This window comes from Flectobacillus rivi, from assembly GCF_030056655.1.
GTDB classification, from domain to species: domain Bacteria; phylum Bacteroidota; class Bacteroidia; order Cytophagales; family Spirosomataceae; genus Flectobacillus; species Flectobacillus rivi.
The window spans coordinates 62,596-86,186 of record NZ_JASHIE010000019.1 but is presented as its reverse complement, the minus strand read 5'-3'; the positions used below and the strand labels follow the sequence as shown (position 1 = coordinate 86,186).

The 23,591-nt window shown below is 38.9% G+C and carries 12 protein-coding genes; 7 read left to right on the top strand and 5 right to left on the bottom strand.

Going from position 1 to position 23,591, the window contains the following annotated elements; genetic code table 11:
- The first annotated feature begins 5 nt into the window (after nucleotides 1-5).
- The 4 genes from QM481_RS22280 (at nucleotide 6) to QM481_RS22265 (ending at nucleotide 8,399) form a co-directional block, all read left to right on the top strand.
- Nucleotides 6-1,691, top strand: coding sequence for a RagB/SusD family nutrient uptake outer membrane protein (locus QM481_RS22280; protein ID WP_283383399.1), 1,686 nt, complete (start codon nucleotides 6-8; stop codon nucleotides 1,689-1,691).
- Between the two features lie 339 nt (nucleotides 1,692-2,030).
- A complete protein-coding gene (locus QM481_RS22275) occupies nucleotides 2,031-3,059 on the top strand; it encodes a cellulase family glycosylhydrolase (RefSeq protein ID WP_283383398.1) in 1,029 nt (342 codons plus the stop codon).
- Between the two features lie 148 nt (nucleotides 3,060-3,207).
- Complete coding sequence (locus QM481_RS22270; RefSeq protein ID WP_283383397.1) at nucleotides 3,208-4,752, top strand: glycoside hydrolase; 1,545 nt, start codon at nucleotides 3,208-3,210, stop codon at nucleotides 4,750-4,752.
- A gap of 305 nt (nucleotides 4,753-5,057) precedes the next feature.
- The gene (locus tag QM481_RS22265) at nucleotides 5,058-8,399 is read left to right on the top strand and encodes a VCBS repeat-containing protein (RefSeq protein ID WP_283383396.1); all 3,342 of its coding nucleotides are present in this window, start codon (nucleotides 5,058-5,060) and stop codon (nucleotides 8,397-8,399) included.
- Nucleotides 8,400-8,459: 60 nt separating this feature from the next.
- On the opposite strand, the gene lacZ is transcribed toward QM481_RS22265, so the two are convergent.
- A complete protein-coding gene (gene lacZ / locus QM481_RS22260) occupies nucleotides 8,460-11,567 on the bottom strand; it encodes a beta-galactosidase, LacZ type (RefSeq protein ID WP_283383395.1) in 3,108 nt (1,035 codons plus the stop codon).
- Between the two features lie 318 nt (nucleotides 11,568-11,885).
- Here lacZ and QM481_RS22255 point away from each other — a divergent pair, with 318 nt between their 5' ends.
- The 3 genes from QM481_RS22255 (at nucleotide 11,886) to QM481_RS22245 (ending at nucleotide 13,972) form a co-directional block, all read left to right on the top strand.
- Nucleotides 11,886-12,230, top strand: coding sequence for a zinc ribbon domain-containing protein YjdM (locus QM481_RS22255; protein WP_166551871.1), 345 nt, complete (start codon nucleotides 11,886-11,888; stop codon nucleotides 12,228-12,230).
- 465 nt (nucleotides 12,231-12,695) lie between these two features.
- Nucleotides 12,696-13,604 (top strand): 3-keto-disaccharide hydrolase, encoded by a 909-nt coding sequence (locus QM481_RS22250; protein ID WP_283383394.1) that lies wholly within the window; start codon nucleotides 12,696-12,698, stop codon nucleotides 13,602-13,604.
- 95 nt (nucleotides 13,605-13,699) lie between these two features.
- Nucleotides 13,700-13,972 carry a hypothetical protein gene (locus QM481_RS22245; RefSeq protein WP_283383393.1) on the top strand — a complete coding sequence of 91 codons (273 nt, stop codon included), beginning with the start codon at nucleotides 13,700-13,702 and terminating at the stop codon, nucleotides 13,970-13,972.
- 89 nt (nucleotides 13,973-14,061) lie between these two features.
- Here QM481_RS22245 and QM481_RS22240 read toward each other — a convergent pair whose 3' ends face one another.
- The 4 genes from QM481_RS22240 to QM481_RS22225 all read right to left on the bottom strand — a co-directional run bounded on the left by QM481_RS22240 (nucleotide 14,062) and on the right by QM481_RS22225 (nucleotide 23,209).
- Entirely contained in the window at nucleotides 14,062-15,501 is a 1,440-nt protein-coding gene (locus tag QM481_RS22240) for an arylsulfatase (RefSeq protein ID WP_283383392.1), read from the bottom strand.
- A gap of 48 nt (nucleotides 15,502-15,549) precedes the next feature.
- Entirely contained in the window at nucleotides 15,550-18,279 is a 2,730-nt protein-coding gene (locus tag QM481_RS22235; protein WP_283383391.1) for a glycosyl hydrolase, read from the bottom strand.
- A gap of 126 nt (nucleotides 18,280-18,405) precedes the next feature.
- Complete coding sequence (locus QM481_RS22230) at nucleotides 18,406-19,887, bottom strand: RagB/SusD family nutrient uptake outer membrane protein (RefSeq protein ID WP_283383390.1); 1,482 nt, start codon at nucleotides 19,885-19,887, stop codon at nucleotides 18,406-18,408.
- 49 nt (nucleotides 19,888-19,936) lie between these two features.
- Nucleotides 19,937-23,209: a SusC/RagA family TonB-linked outer membrane protein gene (locus tag QM481_RS22225; protein ID WP_283383389.1), complete on the bottom strand. Its 3,273-nt coding sequence runs from the start codon at nucleotides 23,207-23,209 to the stop codon at nucleotides 19,937-19,939.
- Nucleotides 23,210-23,591: the final 382 nt, after the last annotated feature.

Below are 23,591 nucleotides of genomic sequence, written 5' to 3'. Positions count from 1 at the left end.
TTACAATGAAATCTAGAAAATCTATTGCTATATCTTCTTGTCTGTTTGCTGTGTTATTATCAACTGCTTCGTGTAATACGGATTTGCTTGATGTAGTACCAACAGACCGCGTTTCGGATAGTTCCATCCTTACCGATTCAACCCTTTTCGAATCTTACGTAATCAACCGTTACATGGGTGTACGCTTGACAGACAAAGAAGCGGAAGGTACACCTCCAGGCTTTGGCCGTGGTTTTGAATACGCGATGTGGTCGTCTGTAACCGATGAGTCTATTTACAACAATGACGATAATACTTGGTTGATTCAAAGAGGTCAATTAGCTCCAGAAAACACAGGTATTGCTGGTACTATTTGGGGAAGAAGCTACCGTAGTATTCGTGAAATCAATTACGCTTTAGCGAATGTTCAGAAGGTAAACATGAGCGCAGGTATGAAAACTCGCTTGTCAGCTGAATTGCGTTTCTTGAGAGCATTCCGTTATCAGGACTTACTTCGTAACTACGGTGAGGTTGTATTGATGGGTGACAAAGTATATGAATTAGGAGAAGATTTCAGTAATTCTGCAATCTATACTCGTTCTTCTATCAAAGATGTTACAGCTTATATCTTGGCTGAATTAGATGCAGCAAGCAAAGATCTTCCTACAGCGAATAACAATTCAAATTGGAAATTAGGTCGTGCTACCAAAGGAGCAGCCTTAGCGCTTAAAGCTCGTATAGCATTGTATGCAGCAAGTCCATTGTACAATGCAGGTACTTGGCAAGCAGCAGCTAGCGCAGCCAAAGATGTCATGAATATGGGTATGTATTCACTATACACTGGTGGTTATGATAAATTATTCTTAACAGCTGAAAACAACCCAGAAATCATCTTCGAACGTTTGTACACTCGTGGAGCTCGCCACGTGTGTTTAGAAATCTCAAACGCACCAAATGGTTTTGGTGGTTGGGGAGGTAACGTACCTTTGCAAAACTTTGTAGATGCGTACCAAATGAACAATGGTAAGTCTATCGATGATGCTTCTTCTGGTTACAACCCACAAGATCCATACAAAAACCGTGACCCTCGTTTTTACATGACGGTTTTGACTAACGATGCAGCTTACAGAGGCAATACTGTTCAAAGCTTTGTACCTGGCGGAAAAGATAGTAAAGACGGTCCATCTAACTGGAATACTTCAAAAACTGGTTATTATTTGAAAAAATACATGAACGATGCTTTGCCAATCGATAACCCTTGGGATATCGCTGGTACGCAACCATGGATTTACTTCAGATACGCTGAGATTTTGTTGAGTTACGCTGAAGCACAAAATGAGGCTGCTGGTCCAGACCAAAGCGTTTACGATGCCGTTAATGCTATCCGTAAAAGAACAGGCGTAAGTATGCCTGCACTTCCTACGGGCTTGTCACAAGCACAAATGCGTGATGCTATCCGTAAAGAACGTCAGGTTGAATTAGCTTTCGAAGAGCACCGTTATTATGATGTTCGTCGTTGGAAAATTGCCAATGTAACAGAAAATGTTCCTGCTTATGGTATGGATGTAACCAAAAACGGTTCTACCTATACTTACACACGTAAAGAAGCGTTGTCAGGCAGGCATTTTGAAGATAAGCACTATTTCCTACCTATCCCTCGTGCTGAAATCCTTGCTTCTGGTGGCAAATTGACACAGAATGCTGGATATTAATTTGAATTGAAAATGTGAGGATTTGAAGATTTGAAAATGATTTAATATCATCGATAATTTTCAAATCCTCTATTTTTATGTCTTGTAGAGTGCTTTAAGCCGTAGGCGATATGGCAACCTATTTTAAGCAAGGACAATAGTGTACAAAGGATTATAAAACCTTCATTTCGGATGTTGGATTTCGGAAGTGTATGCTTCTCGATTTTGTAAAAAATAAAGGTATTTTTCTATGTATCCGAAATCAGAAATCCCAAATCTGCAATTGGTTGAAATCCTTCGAACAGTACTAACTCATAATTCACAATTCATCACTCAAAATTCTTACTAACTTCTAGTCCTATGAAAAATTTACTTTCCCTTATTCTTACCTCTGCCCTACTTTACTCTTGCTCTAAAGATTCTGTCGATACGCCAGTAATTCCGACAGACCCAGTGGTAAAAAATACAACGCCTGTCGGAGTAGATAGCATTGCAGGCGTCAATTGGGCTGATGCTCGTGATAACTTTGTCGATGGTTGGGTGATTCCCTCTGGACTTGAAGCAGGTGACGAATATGCAACTGTTTTTGCCAAATCTGAAGGCATTTTAACGGGTTTCCAAAACCATATTAAAGGTCTAAATACAATCCGTTTGCCTATTAACCCTCCTTCTGTAAATGACATTTGGTGGTCACGCTACAAAGGGGCTATTGACAAGGCTATCAGTAAAAAAATACGTGTAGTACTTTGCTGTTGGGAATCAGCTTCTGCAAAAAATGGTGTGATTGATAATAGTGCCGACTTTTGGCAAATGTGGACCAAGGTAGTACAGGACTATGGCAACAATCCTTATGTATATTTTGAAGTAATCAATGAGCCTTATGGCTATTCGCTGCAAACCTTGAGCGATGTATATGCCGAGTTTCTCCAAAGATTTCCTACACTTTCTCGCAAACGCATTATTTTGTCAGGAACAGGCTATTCGGAGGACGTAACTGGAATCGGAGCCGATAGCAGATTTTCTGAATGTTTGTTGGCATTACATAATTATGCTTTCTGGACGAATCGTACCCTGACAGAATGGGAGTCTGACTGGAGACGTAGAATGGGTTCTTATGCGAAAAGAACCATCGTATCAGAATTTGGAGTAGCCATGAGCACAGGCAAGGACTATATTGGTGGTACGCAATCCGATAACGAAATTGCCTACATGATTGCGTCTTCTAATGTTTTCAGAAACGATAAAGTCGCGAGTATCTATTGGCCTGGCTTGCGTGATGGTGATAGCTACAGTCTATTTTCAAGAGAAGGAACAGGCACCTCTATTACCCTAAAAATCATTAATCAATCAGGTATCAGTCGCCTCCGCTATGGTTGGGGGATTGAATAGTTACAATTGAGTGAGTTGGTGATTGAGTGAATGAGTGTTTTTTTTCTTTAAAATATTCAATATAATCATCTGTAAAAAATCGCAACAATCGCTAATTCACCCCATTTCTAAAATACAATATCTGCTTAGTTACAAATATTTCAGCATTATGTCATCTAAAAATACTTTTCAAAATTCGTTCAAAAAATGGTTAGTTACTGGGGCTTTGGGTTTGGGGTTTTCCTCTTTTGCTCAAGTACAGCAACAGCCAATTCTAGTAAAATTAAATCCTCAAAAAACCTTTCAGACCATTGAACATTTCGGTGGTTCGGACGCTTGGGCGGCTCAGTTTGTCGGAAATTGGCCTGATGCCAAAAGAAAAGCGATTGCCAAACTTCTATTTAGTCAAAACTTTGACAAAAACGGTCAGCCAGAGGGAATTGGAATGTCTATTTGGCGTTTCAACGTTGGCGCTGGTAGTACAGAGCAAGGTAAAGAAAGTGGTATCAAAGACGAATGGCGCAGAGCTGAATCTTTTCTCAACAACGATGGTTCGTATAACTGGGAAAAACAGGCTGCTCAAATTTGGTTTTTAGAAGAAGCCAAAAAATATCATGTCGATAAATTTTTAGCATTCACCAACTCCCCTCCTGTTCAGTTTACCACCAATAAAAAAGCCTTTGCTACGGCTGGGAAACCCAATTTAGCTCCTGAGCAATACGACAATTTTGCACAATTCTTAACTGAGGTTATTAAAGGAGTTAAACAAAAAACAGGCATTACTTTCGATTATGTGAGCGCTACCAACGAACCTCAATGGGACTGGAGCGATGGTGGTCAGGAAGGAACACCTTTTGAAAATGAGCATATCGCAGGTATAAACAAAGCCCTCAGCAAAAAGCTTTTGGCAGCCAAATTACCTACGGAAATTTCTATTGCCGAAGCTGGTCAGCTCAATTATCTATATAGTCCATTCAACAAGTCAGCACGTGGCTCTCAGGTGGAAGAATTTTTCCAGAAATCAGGAAAATATTACTTAGGAGATTTGTCTAATATAAACAAATCTATCGGCGGACATAGTTATTTTACCACATCGCCTTACAAAGATGCCAGTCAGATGAGAAAACAGCTTGCCTCAACGGTATCTAAAGTCGAAGGTCTTCATTATTGGATGACTGAGTACTGTATTTTGGGTGATAATGCTGGCGAAATCGAAGGCAATGGCAAAGATGTAGGTATGAACTCGGCGTTATATGTTGCCAAAGTGATCCACAATGACCTTGTCAACGGTAATGCTTCTGCTTGGCACTGGTGGACTTCTATTTCTGCTTATAATTACAAAGATGGTTTGGTGTATATCGACAAAAACAAAACCGATGGTCAATACGAAGACAGTAAAATATTATGGGCGTTTGGTAATTTTAGTCGCTTTGTAAGACCTGGCGCACAGCGTATTGAAGCAGATTTGGCACAAGAAGCTTCTGATAAACTATTGGTTTCGGCGTATAAAGATTTGAAGCGAAAGCAGTCTATTGTAGTGCTCGTCAACCACTCAAACGAAGCTCTTGCTATCAATCTGGATGGAATCAAAACAAAAAAGATAGTAGCGTATCAAACGACTGAAAATGCGAATTTACAGCCTGTAAAAGTCAATAAATTGTCTAATATTAGTATCCCAGCTCGTTCGGTAGTAACATTACTTACTTCGATCTAAGCACTTCAAATTGGGTATTGGTGGCGAAATACGTTTTGCTATCAATACCTTTTTTTTAAAAGAGAATTTCAATCTTTTGTTTTTAATTTATAAGTCTTAAAAATGAAAAGATTTGTATTTATTTTCATGAAATCCTGCTGTTTGAGCCGAAGGCGAGTTTAGGATTTCTTGACTTTCTTTTGCGGCCGCCGCGCGGTCACTTTTCTTGTGTTAGACGGGCACGCCTAGTGAAGAAAAGTAAGGTGTGGCTATGAGAAATTTTGTTTTTTCAACAAATGCCAAATAAAATTTTCAAATATACTCTTATGAAAAAACTTTTACCACTTCTTTTTCTTCCTTTTCTTTTTTCCTGTAAAAATTCTTCCAACAGTCCTCTTTTTCGATTAGTCAGCGCCGAAGAATCTGGGATTAATTTCAACAATCTTGTTGAGGAAAATGAAGAGCTAAACTTGCTCAAATACCAATATATGTACAACGGAGGAGGCGTTGCCGTCGGCGATGTCAATGGCGATGGACTGGCTGATGTATATTTTTCGGGAAATATGGTTGAAAATAAATTGTATCTCAACAAAGGTAAACAAGGAAATAGTCCTTTTTCCTTTGAAGATATTACTGAAAAAGCAGGCGTAAAAGGTAGAAAAAAGTGGAAAACTGGTGTGTCAATGATTGACATCAACGCTGATGGGAAACTCGACATTTATGTTTGTTATTCGGGACCAGGAACCGATGAGGAACGTAAAAATGAGCTCTATATCAATAATGGACTAAGCAATGGTATACCTACCTTTACCGAATCTGCTGAAAAATATGGACTAGATGCCTCTGGAACTTACACCACTCAGGTCGCTTTCTTTGATATGGACAAAGATGGCGACCTTGACTGTTTTATGGCCAACCATGCAGATATGTTTTACAACGCCTTTTTCAATACTGAAAGATTAAGGAATACTCGTCACCCTAAATATGGCAACAGATTGTACCGAAATGATGAGGGGTATTTTCATGAAATAAGCGTCGAGGCTGGTGTTCATGGAAGCGGTCTAAACTTTGGGTTAAGCGTCTCAGTTGGTGACCTCAACCAAGACAATTGGCCAGATTTGTACGTTGCAAACGACTACAATGAGCAAGACTTTCTGTATATCAATCAACAAAATGGCACCTTCAAGGAAGTTCTCAAACAGAGTATGGGACATATCTCCAAAAACTCGATGGGTACGGGCATTGTGGATTTCAACAACGATGAACTAGCCGATATTGTCAGTTTGGATATGCTTCCAGAGTCCAATTATCGTCAAAAGCTATTAAAAGGTCCTGACGAATATGATACCTATCAATTGCTGGTAGATAGTGGTTTTTACCACCAAAATACCCGCAATATGCTTCAAATCAATCAGGGATTATCCAACAAAGGTGTTCCTATTTTTAGTGAAGTGGGACAGATGGCAGGAATTTCTAACACCGACTGGTCTTGGAGTCCGCTAGCGTGTGATTTTGACAATGATGGTAGAAAAGATTTGCTTGTTACTAACGGCTTTTTACGAGATTTTACCAATATGGATTTTTTGAAATATACTTATCAAGAAGAAATCAATAAAGCGCAAAACTCAGGTCAGCAACTCAATACTTGGCAATTGATTCAACAAATGCCAAGTACCAAAACGAGCAATTATGTGTTCAGAAATATCAGCCAAAATCAATTCGCTCAGTTTGAAGATGCCACAAAATCATGGGGCTTAGAAGAACCAACCGTTAGTACAGGAGCAGCGTATGCCGATTTAGACAATGATGGAGATTTGGATTTGATTATCAATAACACGAATCAGGTGGCTCAAATTTATGAAAATCAACATTCTCCTGAACAATCGCATTTTCTCAAAATTCAGTTACGAGGCAATGCGCCTAATACCACAGGCATTGGCGCAAAGGTAGTTGTTAAAACCAAAGACCAAACCCAAATGCAGGAGCTCTATCCAGCTCAAGGATTCCAAAGTAGTGTGGAACCTATCTTACATTTTGGACTAGGGCAAAATACACAAATTGAATCAGTTGAAATCTATTGGAGTTCTGGGAAAAAGAGTATTTTATCAAATCAGCAAGCTAATCAAACTTTGCAGGTAGCCGAGGCCACGGCACAAGAAGGTGTGTATCAATACCCTCAAACCGCTGCGCTTTTTGAAGATGTCACCCACCAATCTCAGCTTTCTTTTGAACACAAAGCCATTCCGTATGTCGATTTCAAACATCAGACTCTTCTCCCTTATCAACTGTCAAAAGTGGGTCCATTTACCACCACTGCCGATGTTAATGGTGATGGTTTAGTAGATGTTTTTGTAGGAGGCAATAGTCAACAAGGAGGTGTTTTGTTGATACAACAAGTCAATGGTACATTCAAACCTGCGTCTTCTCAGCCTTGGCAACAACAATCCGTTTATCAGGATATGGGCATGACATTTTTTGATGCTGACGGAGACTATGACCTCGATTTGTTTATTGCCCGAGGCAGTGCGGCATTTGGTGCAGTTCCAGAAGCTTCACAAGATGTCTTATTTATCAATGATGGAAAAGGGAAATTTAGTCTAAGTGCCAATGCTCTTCCCAATCTGCAAAGCAATGGAAGTTGCGTTTCGGCAGGAGATTTTGACAAAGATGGAGATATGGACCTATTCGTGGGAGGACGTTCTATTCCGAATCGGTACCCAGAAGCTGACCAAAGCTATTTACTCAAAAATGAGAGCAAAGGGAATATCGTCAAATTTACACCTGTTCAGACAGAGTCTTTGGCATCATTAGGTATTGTAACCACTTCCGTTTGGTATGACATCAATCAAGATGGCTGGATTGACCTTATCGTGGCTGGCGAGTTGATGCCTATTACTATTCTAGAAAATCAAAAAGGTAAACTCGTTGATAAAACTGAAGCGTATCACCTAGAAAAAAGTCACGGAATGTGGAGCAAAATTCAGTTGGAAGATATGGATAATGATGGTGATATGGATTTGATTGCTGGAAATGCTGGGCTAAACTCTCAGCTAAAAGCCAATGAACAAGAGCCTCTAACGATCACTTACGCAGATTTTGACCAAAACGAAACCATTGACCCTATGATTTGCTATTTCATTCAAGGCAAAAGCTACCCAATGGCGTCGCTCGACGAAACGGCTACACAAATGCCATGGATAAGGAAGAAATTCTTAAAATATCATGATTATGCTCAAGCAGGTCTTTCAGATTTGTTTACCTCTGAACAACTTGCTAAAGCTAAAACAAAGTCTGTTTACACCCTAGCGACAACCTATTTTGAAAATACAGGAAAAGGTATCTTCAAAGCTCAAGCATTGCCGTCTGATGCTCAAACTTCTTGGGTTTCGGGTATTAGTTCTGGTGATTTTAATAAAGATGGGAAAAAGGATATTTTGTTGACAGGTAACTTCCACCCTTGGCGAGTGCAGCTTGGCAAAATGGACGCCTCACATGGCGTATTACTGCTAGGAAATGGGAAAGGTAATTTTCAAGCTAGTAAGCCACAACAAACGGGTTTGCTTTTTACAGGTGATATTCGAGATATGAAAGCAATTTTAATTCGGAATAAATCTAGTTTTATTTTTACTCGAAATCAAGATAAGGCAGGAATTGTTCAGTTGAAATAAGTACAAAAAATAGAGGCTAGGAACATTATTCCTAGCCTCTTTATGTGTTACTCCAAATTACTAAAACAAACTAAGGATATAGCTATAGGTAAATTTCTTATCCGTTAAACGGTATTCTTTATGCGGTAAAGCACCCCAACTATCATCTCCTCCAACACCTCTTTGCTTTAAGTCAATCTGCAAAGTATTTTCGTCACGAATCTTGATATCTGTCGGATGTTGTTGTTTTTTACTCAAACCTGGATCTAAATCTTCCGTTTTGAATGGCAACAAACTAAAACTAATCGGTTGAACTCCTTCAATCATTAATCCTTTGCCTTGCTCATTGGCAATTTTAATCCAACGTGTATCTGTACGGTAGCCGTGTTCTTGTGGACGAATATAATTCGATTCAACAGCTTTAACCACTGTATCAGCATACACGCCTAAGAAAGAAGCTAAATTTCTGTCCTGATAGTTTTCCCAAGGTCCACGACCATAGTAATTCAACAATTTATAATCTTGCTTCAAGTTCATGCGCATACCAAAACGAGGCATTTCAGGAAGGTTTCTGTCACCCAAATCTAAGCTTGCTGTAACTTTCACCGCTCCATCATTTAAAATTTGGTAAACAACGCTATAATTAGCGATAATACCAGTCAACTGGTAATCCACTTGAATACTTAAGCCCTCTGCATTTTGCTCACCTACGGTTACTTTTGAGACCGATTTATTAGCGTGAGCATTTCTCCAAATTCCTAAACGATAAGGCATTTCGTTACCAAAATCATTATCTGTTGGAGCACGCCAGAAAAATGGCTCAGGTAAACCATTGATTGAAGTCGAACCATCTAATGCGCTGTATTTCTCCCAGTTACCCCATTGTGTATTGAAAGTACCTGTTACATTCTCTGCTTTAAAAGTTAAGCGATTATTTGTTTTTGAAATTTCTAAAGTCCCTGTTCTCGGACGATTTACTTGGAAATAATAGCTATTGTCAAAACGTAATTGTTCACGCGCAATCTCGTGTCCCGCTGGCACTAATTCTGTAGCAGATTTTGTGTAGGCATATAATTCCAAAGCATATTCACCTCTATCCTTTTTAGCTGGCAAGTCAATTTTGATATCTTGGCTTTGTTTAGGCGCTAAGCTTACGTCAAAACTTCCTTCTGCTACAGATTTGCCGTCTTTAGTCAATACCCATTTGAAGGCGTAATTATTAAGATTAGTAAAATCAAAAAGGTTTTCAACTTTGATTTCGCCAGTTTCAAGATTCTTTGCTGAGAAAATAATGCTTTGATACGATTTTTTCACTTCAAACAAACCAGGGTGTGGCGTGCGGTCTGAAGCAATCACACCGTTGGCACAGAAGTTTTCATCGTTTTGCAAATAATAGCCACCCAAGTCACCACCATAGGCATAGAACGGACGACCATCTGCTGTTTTAGTCAACATTCCTTGGTCAACCCAATCCCAAATAAACCCACCTTGCATGTGTTTTGAACTACGAATAATATCCCAATAGCGTTGGAAATTACCACTACTATTTCCCATAGCATGCGCATACTCACACATGATGTATGGACGAGTTTTGGTGTTATCATTCGCATATTTCAACATGTCCTCGATACGAGGATACATCGGACAAACAATATCTGTATTGGCGTTTTCACCAGCTTGCTCTGACTGTACAAAACGAGTATTATCTTTTGATTTTAACCATTTGTACGTTTCATAAAACACAGGACCATTGCCACATTCGTTTCCAAGTGACCAAATAATCACAGAAGCATGATTTTTGTCTCGTTCGAACATTCGTTCAGTTCGGTCTTTATGTGCATTTGCCCACAATGGAAGATATGCAGGGTGTTTTGTCTTATCCCAGCTACCTTGCCACTCAGCACCCATACCATGCGTTTCGAGGTTTACCTCGTCTACAACATACAAACCATATTGGTCACAAAGCTCATACCAATAAGGGTCATTTGGATAGTGACTTGCACGAACAGCATTGATATTAAATTGCTTCATCAATTGAATATCTCTCAACATTAATTCACGGTTAGGTACGTGTCCTTCTACAGGGTCGTGCTCATGACGATTTACTCCATGTACATAAGTCGGTACGCCATTGATTAATAGCTGTGCATTTTTAATTTCTACTTTTCTGAAACCAACTTTATAGCTTGTTGTTCCCAATGATTTTCCTTGGGCATCGTTTACAGAAATAACACAAGTATAAAGGTTAGGATATTCAGCACTCCATTTCAATGGATTTTTAATCGTCGTTTTAAACGAAACATTTTGTAAAGTATCCGTCGATTTTGTTACTTTCTGAAGTTGTGACCATACTGTCTTACCAGTTTTATCCAACAACTCTACATTGACAGAACCTGCTTCGATATTACTTCCTTTAAACTTTCTTAAAGATACCTCTGCACTCAACAAGCCGTCAGTATATTTAGCATCCAAATCGCCCTTGATAAAGAAATCCCAAAGTGAGGTTTTAGGTAAAGCCGTTAAGAAAACATCGCGTTCGATACCTGAAATTCTAAAGAAATCTTGGTCTTCCAAGTAGCTTCCATCGTGCCAGCGATACACTTGAACAGCAAGGGTGTTTTTTCCTTTTTGTAAAAACTGACTAATATTAAATTCCGCAGGAGATTTTGAGACTTTGGTCATGCCCACAAACTTGCCGTTGACATATATACGAGCATAACCCGTAATAGACCCAAAATGCAATAGGATTTCTCTTTCTGACCAGTTTTCAGGAACAGTAAATGATTTACGATATGTTCCTACAGGATTATCGCCACCGATGAAAGGGGGATTTTTAGGAAAAGGATAAACAATATTGGTATAAATAGCCGTACCAAATCCTTTACGTTCCCAGTTGGAAGGCACAGGAAGATTGCTCCACTGGCTATCGTCCAGATTTGGTTCGAAGTAATTGGTTGGTGCATCCGCAATTCGGTCGGCATACACAAACTTCCATATACCATTTAACGATTGATAAAAGGGGCTTGATTGTGGCTTTTTGGTCAAAGCAGTAGATTTATCAGCATAAAGGATAAAATCGGCATGTGCTTTTTCTTTACCAATATCAATCAATGCGGGGTTCTCCCAAGGGTTTTGTGCGAAAACACCTCCTTGAAGAAAAGTAAGTAAAAGGATTAACTTTTTTCTCATATTGTTTAGACTTGAAAACAGAGAGTATTTTGGGGAAATAGTAATATAAAATGAGTAATAATCTATACTGCAAAAGTACAATCCTCTCATGTAGGCAAAAGGGGGTAATTTGGTAATATATGAGGGGTAAAAAAGTATTTACAAGCCTCATTCCAATAAGACAATAGCTCGGAGTATCTCTAGTTTTAGTTTAGGAAAATACATTTTATCTAATTCCCAATCGAAATTCGTACCTTTGCGCCCTATTAAGATGCAGGTATCTTCCACTACGATACCATCTTTGACAAATCAATTAATTTATAACTTAAAAACATTATCATGTCAGAATTTTCACCATGTCCAAAATGTAAATGTGAATACACATATCCTAGCGATAATCTGTTAGTTTGTCCAGAGTGCTTTTACGAATGGAATCCAGAAGAAGTAGAGACCGATGAGGTAAGTACAACTACCAAAGTTTTAGATTCAAATGGCAACGAGTTACAAGATGGCGATACTGTGGTTGTCATTAAAGACCTTCCAGTGAAAGGTGCTCCAAAACCAATTAAAGCAGGAACAAAAGTAAAAAATATTCGTCTAACCGACGGTGATCATAATATTGATTGTAAAATCGATGGCTTTGGTGCAATGGGACTTAAGTCAGAATTTGTGAGAAAAGCTTAATAAGGCACAAAGTAGCAGAGGTACAAAGTGGTAAAGTGATTTAAAAACTCCACTCAGTATGTTGCTAGTTCAAGACTTTGTGTTGGACTTTTTTTTTAAACAGTTTTAAAACTGAAGATAACCTAGTAATAGACTTTGTCTATTACTAGGTTATTTTTGTTCTACATCATAATTTATCATCTACTCAAAACTACGAAGTTAATTTGTTTAGGAATCTGCGAATATTAAAGCCTAGAGCTAAAATCAGGTAAAATTAACTTTATCGATTATACAACATAGATATGCCTGTTTAGTAGGATTTTTTTAGAAAACAGAGAAACTTCAAATAACGAATATACAATTAGCCAAAAACAGCTTCTAGCTTATTTTATCTATTTAGATTTAACACAAAGAGTATATTTGGTGATGAATCGACTTAATTCTCTGTATAAAGAGAATTACTTTTACCTACTAAACATCCCCCAAATGAAAAGACAACTCTATTTTACTGCTTCTCTCCTACTTCTTACCTTTGGTATTTTTGCTCAAAAGAAAATCAATACAAAAGCTAATCAAAAAGATTGGATTCGCCTTTTTAATGGAAAAAACCTAGATGGTTGGAATATTAAAATCGCAGGAGAAAACCTGAATGCTAATTACAAAAACACTTTTAGAGTCGAGGATGGGATGATGAGGGTGATGTATGATCAGTATGAATCTTTCAATGATAAATTTGGTCATATTTATTACAAAAAACCTTACTCTTATTATGTAATTCGTTTTGAATATCGTTTTCAAGGCGACCAACTCAAAGGCGGTGCGTCGTGGAATGTACGCAATAGTGGCATCATGTTGCACTCTCAGTCAGCCAAAAGTTTGACCCAAAATCAAAGTTTCCCAGTTTCTTTAGAGCTACAACTATTAGGAGGATTGGGCGGAAATACCACTCGTCATACGGGAAATCTTTGCACCCCAGGTACAGAAGTATATATGCAGAATAAAATCGTGACTGACCATTGTACGGATTCAGACTCGAAAACCTATCATGGTGACCAATGGGTCAAGGTGGAAGCGATCGTATTAGGTGATTCGATTATCCACCATGTTATTGAAGGAGATACTGTATTGACTTACGAAAAACCCCATATAGGTGGTGGATTTGTGAGTGCTGATTATAATTGGGAAAAAGCAGGAATTGACTCAAAATCGGCAGAAGCTTGGATTAAGAAAGATGGTATGCTATTAAAAGAAGGTTATATCGCCATGCAGGCCGAAAGTCATGCCATTGATTTTAAAAACATCGAACTTCTCGATTTAAAAGGCTGTATGGACAAAAAAGCCAAAAACTATAAATCTTATTTTATCAAAGCGGATAACGCTAGGTGTAAGTATTAGGAGGAGTGGTTATTTGTGAAGTAGTGGCAAAGGCAACAGGCACAAAGTGGTTATTTCAGAAAAAGTGACAAAGGCAACAGGCACAGAGGCACAAAGTGATTGTTTCAGAAAAAGTGACAAAGGCAACAGGCACAGAGGCACAAAGTGATTATTTCAGAAAAAGTGGCAAAGGCAACAGGCACAAAAGCGCAAAGTGGTTATTTCAGAAGAAGTGGCAGAAGAAACAGGCACAGAAACACAGAGTGATTATTTCAGAAAAAGTGGCAAAGGCAACAGGCACAAAGTGGTTATTTCAGAAAAAGTGGCTAAGGGAACGGGCACAAAGGCACAGAGTGGAAATGTTAAAAGAAGTGGTAGAGGAAACGTGACTTGTTTACGTTTGTCTGTTCTCTCCAATACACTTTGTGCCTCTGTGCCTTTGTGCCTGTTCCCTCTACAACACCCCCTGTACCCTTACCTACTGATTTCCCAACGGGAATAAAGCAGAACGAGTATGCGATTGAGTCATGAGTTTGCCTAATTCTTGTGCCTTCTCTGGAAATTGTTGTGCTAGATTTTTTGCCTCCTCTGGGTCATTTTCTAAGTCGTATAGTTCTACTGGAGCATTCGGATTTTCAATTACATTAAGTCGAATAGCTTTCCATTTTCCTTGTCTTACTGCTTGTTTTCCCCCTTGTTCATGAAACTCCCAATATAAAAAATCATGCTGAGGAGCCTTTCCTTTGCCTGTCAATACATTGGCAAACGAACGACCATCAATGCCTTTTCTAGTTTTGGCACCCGCTAACTCAGCAAAAGTGGGTAGCAAATCCCAGAATGCACCAATATGGTTACTCACCGAATTAGGTTTTATTACTCCTTTCCAAGAAGCCACAAAAGGCTCACGAATACCTCCCTCGTACAAATCTCTTTTTACACCTTTGTATGGACCGCTACTCTTAAAAAACTTAGGATCAGCGCCACCTTCTATGTGTGGGCCGTTATCACTAGAAAAAATAATCAAAGTATTTTTGTCCAATCCCTGTGCTTTAAGTTGAGCAACTACCTGCCCTACATACCAATCCAAACGTGCTACCATCGCTGCAAAAGCTGCCCGTGGGTATTGCTGTGAGGCATATCCCCCACCAGTAGCATTAGGGCCATAATCTTGCCCCTTGTAAGGTTTTTCTTGAAACTTATTTTTGTAGTATTGTAGCAAACTGTCATCAGGAGCAATTAGCTCGGCATGAGGTAAAATATAGGGTAAAAACAAGAAGAAAGGTTGTTTTGAGGATTGCTCCTTGATAAAACCAATGGCTTTTTCTTGAATCAAATCTGGCGCATAAATCTTATTTTGAACCAAATTCTCATTCGCTTCCAAAACAACTTTTTGACCGTTATTCCACAAATGGTTGGGATAATAACGATGTGCCAAGGTTTGGCAGTTGTATCCGTAGAAGTAGTCAAATCCTTGTTTGTTCGGATCACCAACTGAGCCAACAGGTCCTAAACCCCACTTGCCGTAAGCTGCGGTGGTATAGCCAGCGGTTTTAAGGACTTCTGCCATCGTCACAACAGAATCAGCGATGGGTTCTTGTCCTTCAGGTAAAACACCTTTATTGCCACGGATATAGGTATGTCCTGTATGTAAACCCGAAAGCAATGCAGAACGTGATGGCGCACATACAGAAGTACCTGCATAAAACTGATTAAATTTCATACCAGAAGCCGCCAGTTTATCCAGATTTGGGGTTTTAATTAGCTGTTGCCCGTTAAATCCTACATCGCCATAACCTAAATCGTCGGCGATAATGAGGACAATATTAGGTTTTGAGAGCACTTTAGTTTTGGTTTGCGCATGGCTTTGTTCAATTTTCACAAAGCCTAAAAAGCTCGCTAGAAGCAGTATTTTTTTCATATTTTGAGATAATGTTTTACAATGATAAATAAGACGAAATCAGTTTTCTTATCTCGTCTCAATAATTCTCACAGGGCCTTTTAAACCAGCATCCATTACTTTCCAATTTGAAGCATCAAAAGGTTTATAATGCGCATTGACAAAATTAATTTCGTGATAATTACGCCAACTTATCTGATGCTGATCCATGTAGCGAATCCGATTTGCCATCAAATTGGCGACTTCTATTTCGATAACGTTAGTCCCATTTTTCAGATACTTACTGATATCTATTTGAAATGGAACCGACCACAAAATACCTACTTCTTGCTTGTTCACAAATACTTTAGCACTTTCAGCCACTTGCCCTAAGTCAAGTATATACCTAGAGGTACTTTTCTTCCATTCAAATTGAGTCGAATATAAGGCTGTTCCAGAAAAAAACTGTGCAGTAGTGTCGGTGGTATTCGTCCAAAAATCTAAGTTTTTAAGCGTACGATTCTGTGGAAGTATTGGTCCTCCCGTTTGAAATGTAAGCGACCATTGCTTTGTGGACAAATCTGTGGCGTTTATTTCTTCTTCGTATTTCCATTTTTTTGCGCTGTCACTTAATTTATTCTGAACCAAGACAAATACACTTTCTCCTGATTTTAACTGAATTCGTATATTTACACCTTTTATATTTTTTTGAAATGGGACATCGCCATATTTCCCAGTAAGGGCATCCAACAGCAAAACAGACTTTCCAACTTCATTGATTTTCACGACAGTATCTATATTTTTTTCGGTATGATTTACTAAAAAGTAATAAGTATCTTCCTTTGCTTTTCGCTTGATATATTGTAAGCCTGTCGCCACCAGCTCCTCTGTAACAACTGCATCTTTTGCCAGTAATTCTTCCATCGAATCAAGATTCGATATCTGTGCCCAACTTGAGATACCTTGGTTTATTTTCTTTAATACTGCTCGTCTTTCTTCAATTTGATTGAGCCCATTGACATCTGCGGGTAATGATTCAAAGATAATTTTTGCCCCAGCAGTTGCCAGTTTTTGCAATGCTTCGAGGGTTTCTAAAGGCATATATTTGGTCTTAGGAACAATAATGACTTTGTATGGAGAGGCATCTGAAATAGTTTTGAGCAAACCATTTTCAACTTTAGTTTGAAGGACTTGTTTATCAGAAATAAAATCAAAACTGTAGCCCTTTGTTTTCAGACGTTTAGCTATTTGATAAAACGGCGTTGGATATAACCAAGTATCTACCTCATGAACTCTTATCTGTTGAAGCACATCGCCTGTTTGATGCCAAATATCTTGGATTGGCCAATAAATCAACACATCGTTTGCTGGTTTACCAGTTTGTAAAATCGATTGGCAACGAGTAATGTAAGAATTTAGCCCTGAAAGATGTGGCCAAAAAGTATTATTAGGAGAAAAGTTCACTCCTGCATAAAACATCCATCCGGGCCAATTAGCCTCAGCTGGTGAATAGGTTGTCCCATGAAAAAACACATGATTGACGCCTGCCAAAAAGAGTTGTTCAACCTCAGGTTTACATTGAGACAAAGAGGTTCGAAAATGTTCTGTGAGCCATGTAAACGCTTCGGCAGAAATAAGTTTTTTTCCCATCACATGTCCAGCGGAAGGTGCAAAACGCATCATCAGTGGCTCTGGGTGCACTTTTCGAATATCTGCGGTATCTCTTCGTAAGCCTTTTATGGGAAAATAGGTTGAGCCGAAAGTCTCACATTCGGGTATGTCTGCTTGTGCGTATAAGTCCAAAATATTGGCGGGAGAACCATGCGCTTGATTTCTGACTTTTTTACCTTTTGCGTGCGCCCAATCCGTCCACGGTTTCATGAAGCCTTGTGTGAGCTGATGGTTCAAAGTAGCTTTAAAATCTGCTTTGACTCTCGAAACTTTTTCTGAAAGCTCATTACTCGCTAATTCTTGAAGGTAAAAACGCAGGTCATAGCCATTCAAATACTGAAATTTCTGCAAAAAATCGGGCGTAAAATTTGCCTCGTAGACTTCATAGCTATCATTAAAAAATGAACGAACTTCAGGTACTTTCTTCCATGAATCATCAAAACGTTTGATATACTGTTGGAAGGCTTTTTCAGAAAAGTGATCCATGACCCACCCTTCTCCTCCTGGTGCAGCTCGTTTGACTTTCTGCCCTGTTTTCCCCATAAAAAGCGCATAAAGTGACCATGTTCCTTTCTCAGGCGACCACGCTAAAGTGCCATCTTTTTGCACAAAATCTGTTAAAATTAGTGTTTCTCCTGTATCTGCGTATGCGGTCAGTGCCTGTAAATATGCTCCTTTTTTGTACTGTTGTGGTTGTTGAATCTCCACCATTAAACGCTCATTTTGTCCAGCTTGAATTTGATATTTTTGGATAAAATAATTACTTGAAGCCAAATCTTGAGATATTTGTGGACCACCAAAAGGCCAACCTGTTCCCAAGTTGAGGTCAACACCCATTCCGTTTTGTCTCGCTAAAGAAATACTCGTGTTCAGTGCTTTATTCCATTCAGGAGAAAGGTAATTGAGGTATCGAGACTCGTATCCTTTTACCCCGTAAATTGGTGTAATTTCCACACCACCTAAGCCCGCCTTTGCATACGCACGTAAGCATATAGAAAGGTTACTGGAGTCGACAGCACTGCCCATCCACCACCATCTTGTCCAAGGTTTTGTTTGACTCGAAATTATCGGCCAAGGTGATTGTTGGGCATTTGAAATTTGGATAGATGTTAGACAAATAATCGCAATCCAAAGATATTTTTTCAGCATTATGTATTTGATTTCAATAATTTCCAAAAGACAAATTAAGGATTATAATACTTCCGTTTACGACAAAAGGCATATAACTTTTAAGAAAGTCATACACCTTTTATCTATAAATTGAAAGAGTAATTATCAATAATAACTTGGGTTTTGTTGATACAAACCTGCTTTTGTACCAAGTTCGACCGCTGGTACAGGATATATCAAATAGTCTGCAATAATTGGGTTGATGGTCGTAATGGCATCATTCTTCATCCATGCGTTCATTTTGGAAATCGCTAATCCTGAACGAACTAAATCATTCCAACGAAGACCTTCTCCCAAAAATTCTTTACGACGTTCTTCCAATAAAGTTTCCAACGTAACATTCGCTATGGCAGGTAATCCCACACGTGCTCTTACCTGATTGACCAGAGCATCCGCTTCTTTGCTTGGGCCATTGCCAATTTTAATTAAAGCCTCCGCTTTCAATAACAAAATATCAGCATAGCGCTGTACAATAAAGTTGATTGGCCAATCTTTACCGCTTGTTCCTTTTTTCGAAATATCAATATATTTCTTGATAAAAGGTGAAGAATAAGTCGTTTGGATATTGAAAGTATAACGCCCATCAGAAGCGTTTGTCAAATAACTGCTGCGCAACTCCTTAGCTACACTAAAGTTGCTTGAACCGTAACCATTGCCATAAGAGTTAGATATACCTTGCCCAGTCCAGAATGCTACAGGGACTAAATGACTTGGAAAACCCGCACCATTGGAGCTACTCATAAACTGTACATCAAAGATTACCTCCTTATTATTCTCGTTATCGTATGCAAAAATTGAATTATAGGAAGACAGTAATTGAAATTGTTGGCTGGCTATAATTTCATTAAACAACGCCAAGGCTTTATCATTTTCGTTCGCATTCAGACCAGCCCCTTCAATATTGTAGGTTGCTCCTGAACGTGTTAAATAGACCAAACCCAAAAGTCCTTTTGCCGCATAAGAAGTCGCACGACCGATATTGGTACCTGTGTATGATGCTGGCAAATTTTGCGCTGCATATTCCAAATCAGAAATAATCAATTTATAAACCTCCGCAACACTACTTCTCGGTACTGTTTCCACCTCTGAAGCTGTCAAAGCTTTGTCAATCAACGGAACTTTTCCGAAAGTTCTTACTAATTGAAAATAGTAAAAAGCACGAAGGAAACGAGTTTCAGCCGCAAATCGAGTTTTTAAGCTCGCATCAGTAATGACACTTCCTTTCGTTTCGAGCGCTTGTAAGACCGAGTTTGCATTGAAAATGCCGTTAAAGTTGTCGTTCCAAGCCGTTTGTACAAATCCTGTAGTAGTAATATTGGGCGAAAAATCGTTGACACCTTGCCAGTCACGGTTGCCATCATGAAGCGCATTGACGTTGTCACTGCGCATTTCCCCAAGCCACAAAACCTGACTTGGATACGAAGTTAATTTACTGTAAACACCATTTACAGCTTGTGTAAAATCATTGGTATTAGTATAAAAACTTGCCGCAGTGGTACTAGACACAGGCTGCTGGTCTAGTTGGTCTTCGCAACTACTCAACAAAAGTGTTGTGACAGCAAGAATTGAATATATGGACTTTTTCATAAAATACATTTAAGGAAAGTTTGAATAAAATCTTCTAATTTCTCAAAAACTAGAACGAAAGGTTAATCCCAACCGATGCCGTTTTAGTCAAAGGCATCGAACCGTAATCCCCTGGAATTGGATAGCTACCATTGCCACTAACATTGGTATTTTGAGCCTCTGGATTGACACCTCCTTTGTATTGATCCCAGCCAAACCAGTTGAGCAACGAAGCATACACACGTGCAGAACTAAACACTTTTGATTTAATGACACTAGACAAATTATAGCCAAATGTAATATTCTGGATACGAATAAAATCAGTAGAATATACCCAGTCAGAAGTTACTTGTGGCAAGGTGTAGGTACTGGCAAGCTTTCCTCTTGGAGCATCATAATTCTGTTTTTCGACAGACCATCTATCTCTCCACACACCCAAGATATTCGCTGTTGTACTTCCACTAAAATCAGCCGCTCTACCAAAATAAGAAAGAATAGAACCACCAACCTGACCGTAAGTTTGAATACTTAAATCAAAATTTCCGTACTTGAATGTATTGGTAAAGCCCCAAGTGAATTTTGGACTTGGTTGTCCGTAAACAACACGGTCTTTCGCATCAATTACGCCATCGTTATTAGCATCCAAATATTTGGCATCACCAACCGTTTGATTCTTCAATTTTGCCACTTTAGGGTCATCCATATCCGCTTGTGTCAAAATGCCAACTGTTTTTGTCACATAATAACTAAACATAGGAAGCCCTGGCTGAAGGATATACGGAGGGTTACTTCCACTGTAAGCAGAAGAAATATAAATTGGCGAACCGTCTGCGTTTAATGAAATGACCTCGTTACGATTAAAGGCGATATTAGCAGAAGAACTCCATTGAAAAGTTGGAGTCACTATATTTCTGGTATTGAGCGCAATTTCGATACCTTCATTTTTAACAGAACCAATATTTTGTAAACTTGTCGTAAAACCACTAGCTGCCAAAACGGGCAAGTTTAACAACAAATCAGTACTTTTCTTCGTGTAGGCATCAAATGTTACACCAATTCTTTGTTTGAAAAATGAGGCATCAAAACCAATATCGTAGGTATTAGAGGTTTCCCATTTCAAATTTGGATTGGCTAATGCAGCCGATACCTGTCCGCTCGCTACAGTTGGTGTATTTCCTCCAAAATTGTAGGATGTTCCTGCCAAAGTTGGAATAGCACTATAATTACCAATGTTGTTATTCCCAGCTTTTCCCCAGCTCAAACGAAGTTTCAAATCACTGATTACTGAAATATTTTTCAAAAACTCTTCTTGAGAAATTCTCCATCCCAAAGACGCAGATGGAAATGTTCCCCACTGGTTATTCGCTCCGAATTTTGAGGAAGCATCACGACGAATACTGGCAGTTGCCAAATACTTTCCTTGAAAATCATATTGTAAACGACCATAGTACGAAAACAAAGTATTGTTACTTTCAGCAGCCGAACCTGTCACTGTCACACCAGCCGAGTTTGGAATGGCATTGCTAATAGTATTTACCACATTGTTAGCAAATCCACCAGCGGTATTAATGGTAAATGTTTCATAATGCACCGAATTAAAAGACAAACCCGCTACCGCTGATACATTATGGATTTTATTAAACGTCTTGACATAACTCAATGTATTCTCATTGACAAAGTTTTGCTTCCGATAACCACTATACGAACCGCTGGCATTTTTCCCTGGATTGGTGATACGTTCGGCGGCACCACCTACAGCAACATAATCAGAAACATACTTTTTACTTTGCTGGTTTACATCATCGTAGTTGATAGAAACCTTGGCAAATAGGTTTGGAATGATCGTATATTCTGCATAAATCGAACTAAGGATACGTGTACTTTTGGTAAGACCGATGGAATTATTCAGAATTGCAACTGGGCTTACCAATCGTGGACTACTCCAGTTGTAAGTAGAAAACTCACCAGCCCCTGTATTCAACCCAGCCGACGATTCGACTACGGGCGAAATAATCGCCGCATTCATGATAGGACTATCTTTTCCATCACCTTGTGGCGTATTATTTTCAGAATAAGTGGGTGCTAGATTAATGCCAAATTTCAGTTTATTATTTGCCTTTGCTTCAATATTGGCACGTAAACCATAACTTTTATAACCAGAGTTTAATAGTATTGACTCCTGATTTAAGTAATTGCCAGAAAAGAAATAGCTCACATTTTCAGTACCACCAGTTGCAGATAATTGGTAGTTTTGAAAAGCTGCTTTTCTATAAATCTCATCTTGCCAATCCACATAAGTCAAACCAGGATGTCCCGCTTGCGACCATCGCTCATCAGGCATATAGGAGGTATTGTATTCACCTGCTTTTAATCCTAAAATAGCACGACGTTGGTCGTTAGTTTGAGTGGCAGTACGACCCGTTCCAGAACGAACCCAGTTGGTATTTGCCACCTCTGTTGCCACCGACACCCATTCTTCAGGACTCAATATATCTAGTTTTTTAGCGGCTGTACTTACACCACCGTTAGCGCTCAAGCTAATTTTTAGTTTTCCAGATTTACCTCTCTTTGTTGTAATCAAGACCACCCCATTTGCCGCTCTCGAACCATAAATTGCACCAGCCGCCGCATCTTTCAAAACTTGTACACTTTCAATATCATTAGCACTCAGATTGGCTAATGGACTATTTGAGATAGAGCCATCTGAACTTTGCCCAGAAATATCGAGCGGAAAACCATCCACGACATACAAAGGCTCGGAGCCAGCATTGATGGAGCCGTTACCACGAACAACGATACTTAGTGGAGCACCCGGTAACCCACTTTGTTGACGTACTTGTACTCCTGCCATTTGTCCAATTAACGCCTGCTCGACTCTTGTAATTGGTTTTTCTTCTAGTCTTTTAGTATCAAAAGATGCCACTGAGCCTGTTATATCAGTAGCTTTTTGGGTACCATATCCGATTACAACAACCTCATCTAATGATTTTGCTTCAGAGACCAAGCGAATCGAAAGAGAAGTTTGGTTTCCTACTTTTAGTTCTTGTGCTTGAAAACCCACAAATGAAAAGACCAAGGTAGCCTCCGCCGAAGAAATGGGTAAAGAGAATTTACCCTCTTGATTAGTAGAGGTTCCTTTATTGGTATTCTTTACATACACATTCACACCAGGGAGCAACTCTCCTTTTTCGTCCCTCACAACACCGCTTACATTTCGTGTCTGATTAACACTTTTTTGTCCAAAAATTGGCATTGAGATTATATTTCCCAACAACAATAAGGCTACAATGAACTGGATTCTGAATAGGTTCAGAGAATCCTTACTTTGATATAACTTACACATCGTCTAGATCAGTTTTTACAATTTGCCCAACACATTACAACCTCAATGCATTCATATTGAGCCATTTACAGTACAAAAAGAGGTAATATCGCTAGCAGAAATTACTCTTTTTAGTATGCTATCTGTGTGGATTTATTCAATTAGAGTATGCGTCAATATGACACTTTTTAATAAACTCTATAATTTCTATAGGACAAACATAATTTATCTCAATAAGGTAGACCTAGAGATTTTGTAAAAAAGTACAAGAAAAGGAATTTCTTTGCGCTTATCGAATATAAAATAAGATTATTTATATACTATTTCAGCACAAAACCACCCATACTCTAGTAGAGTAGTGGTGTTTAAAAATGTGAAGGGAACGACTAATATCGCTCCCTTG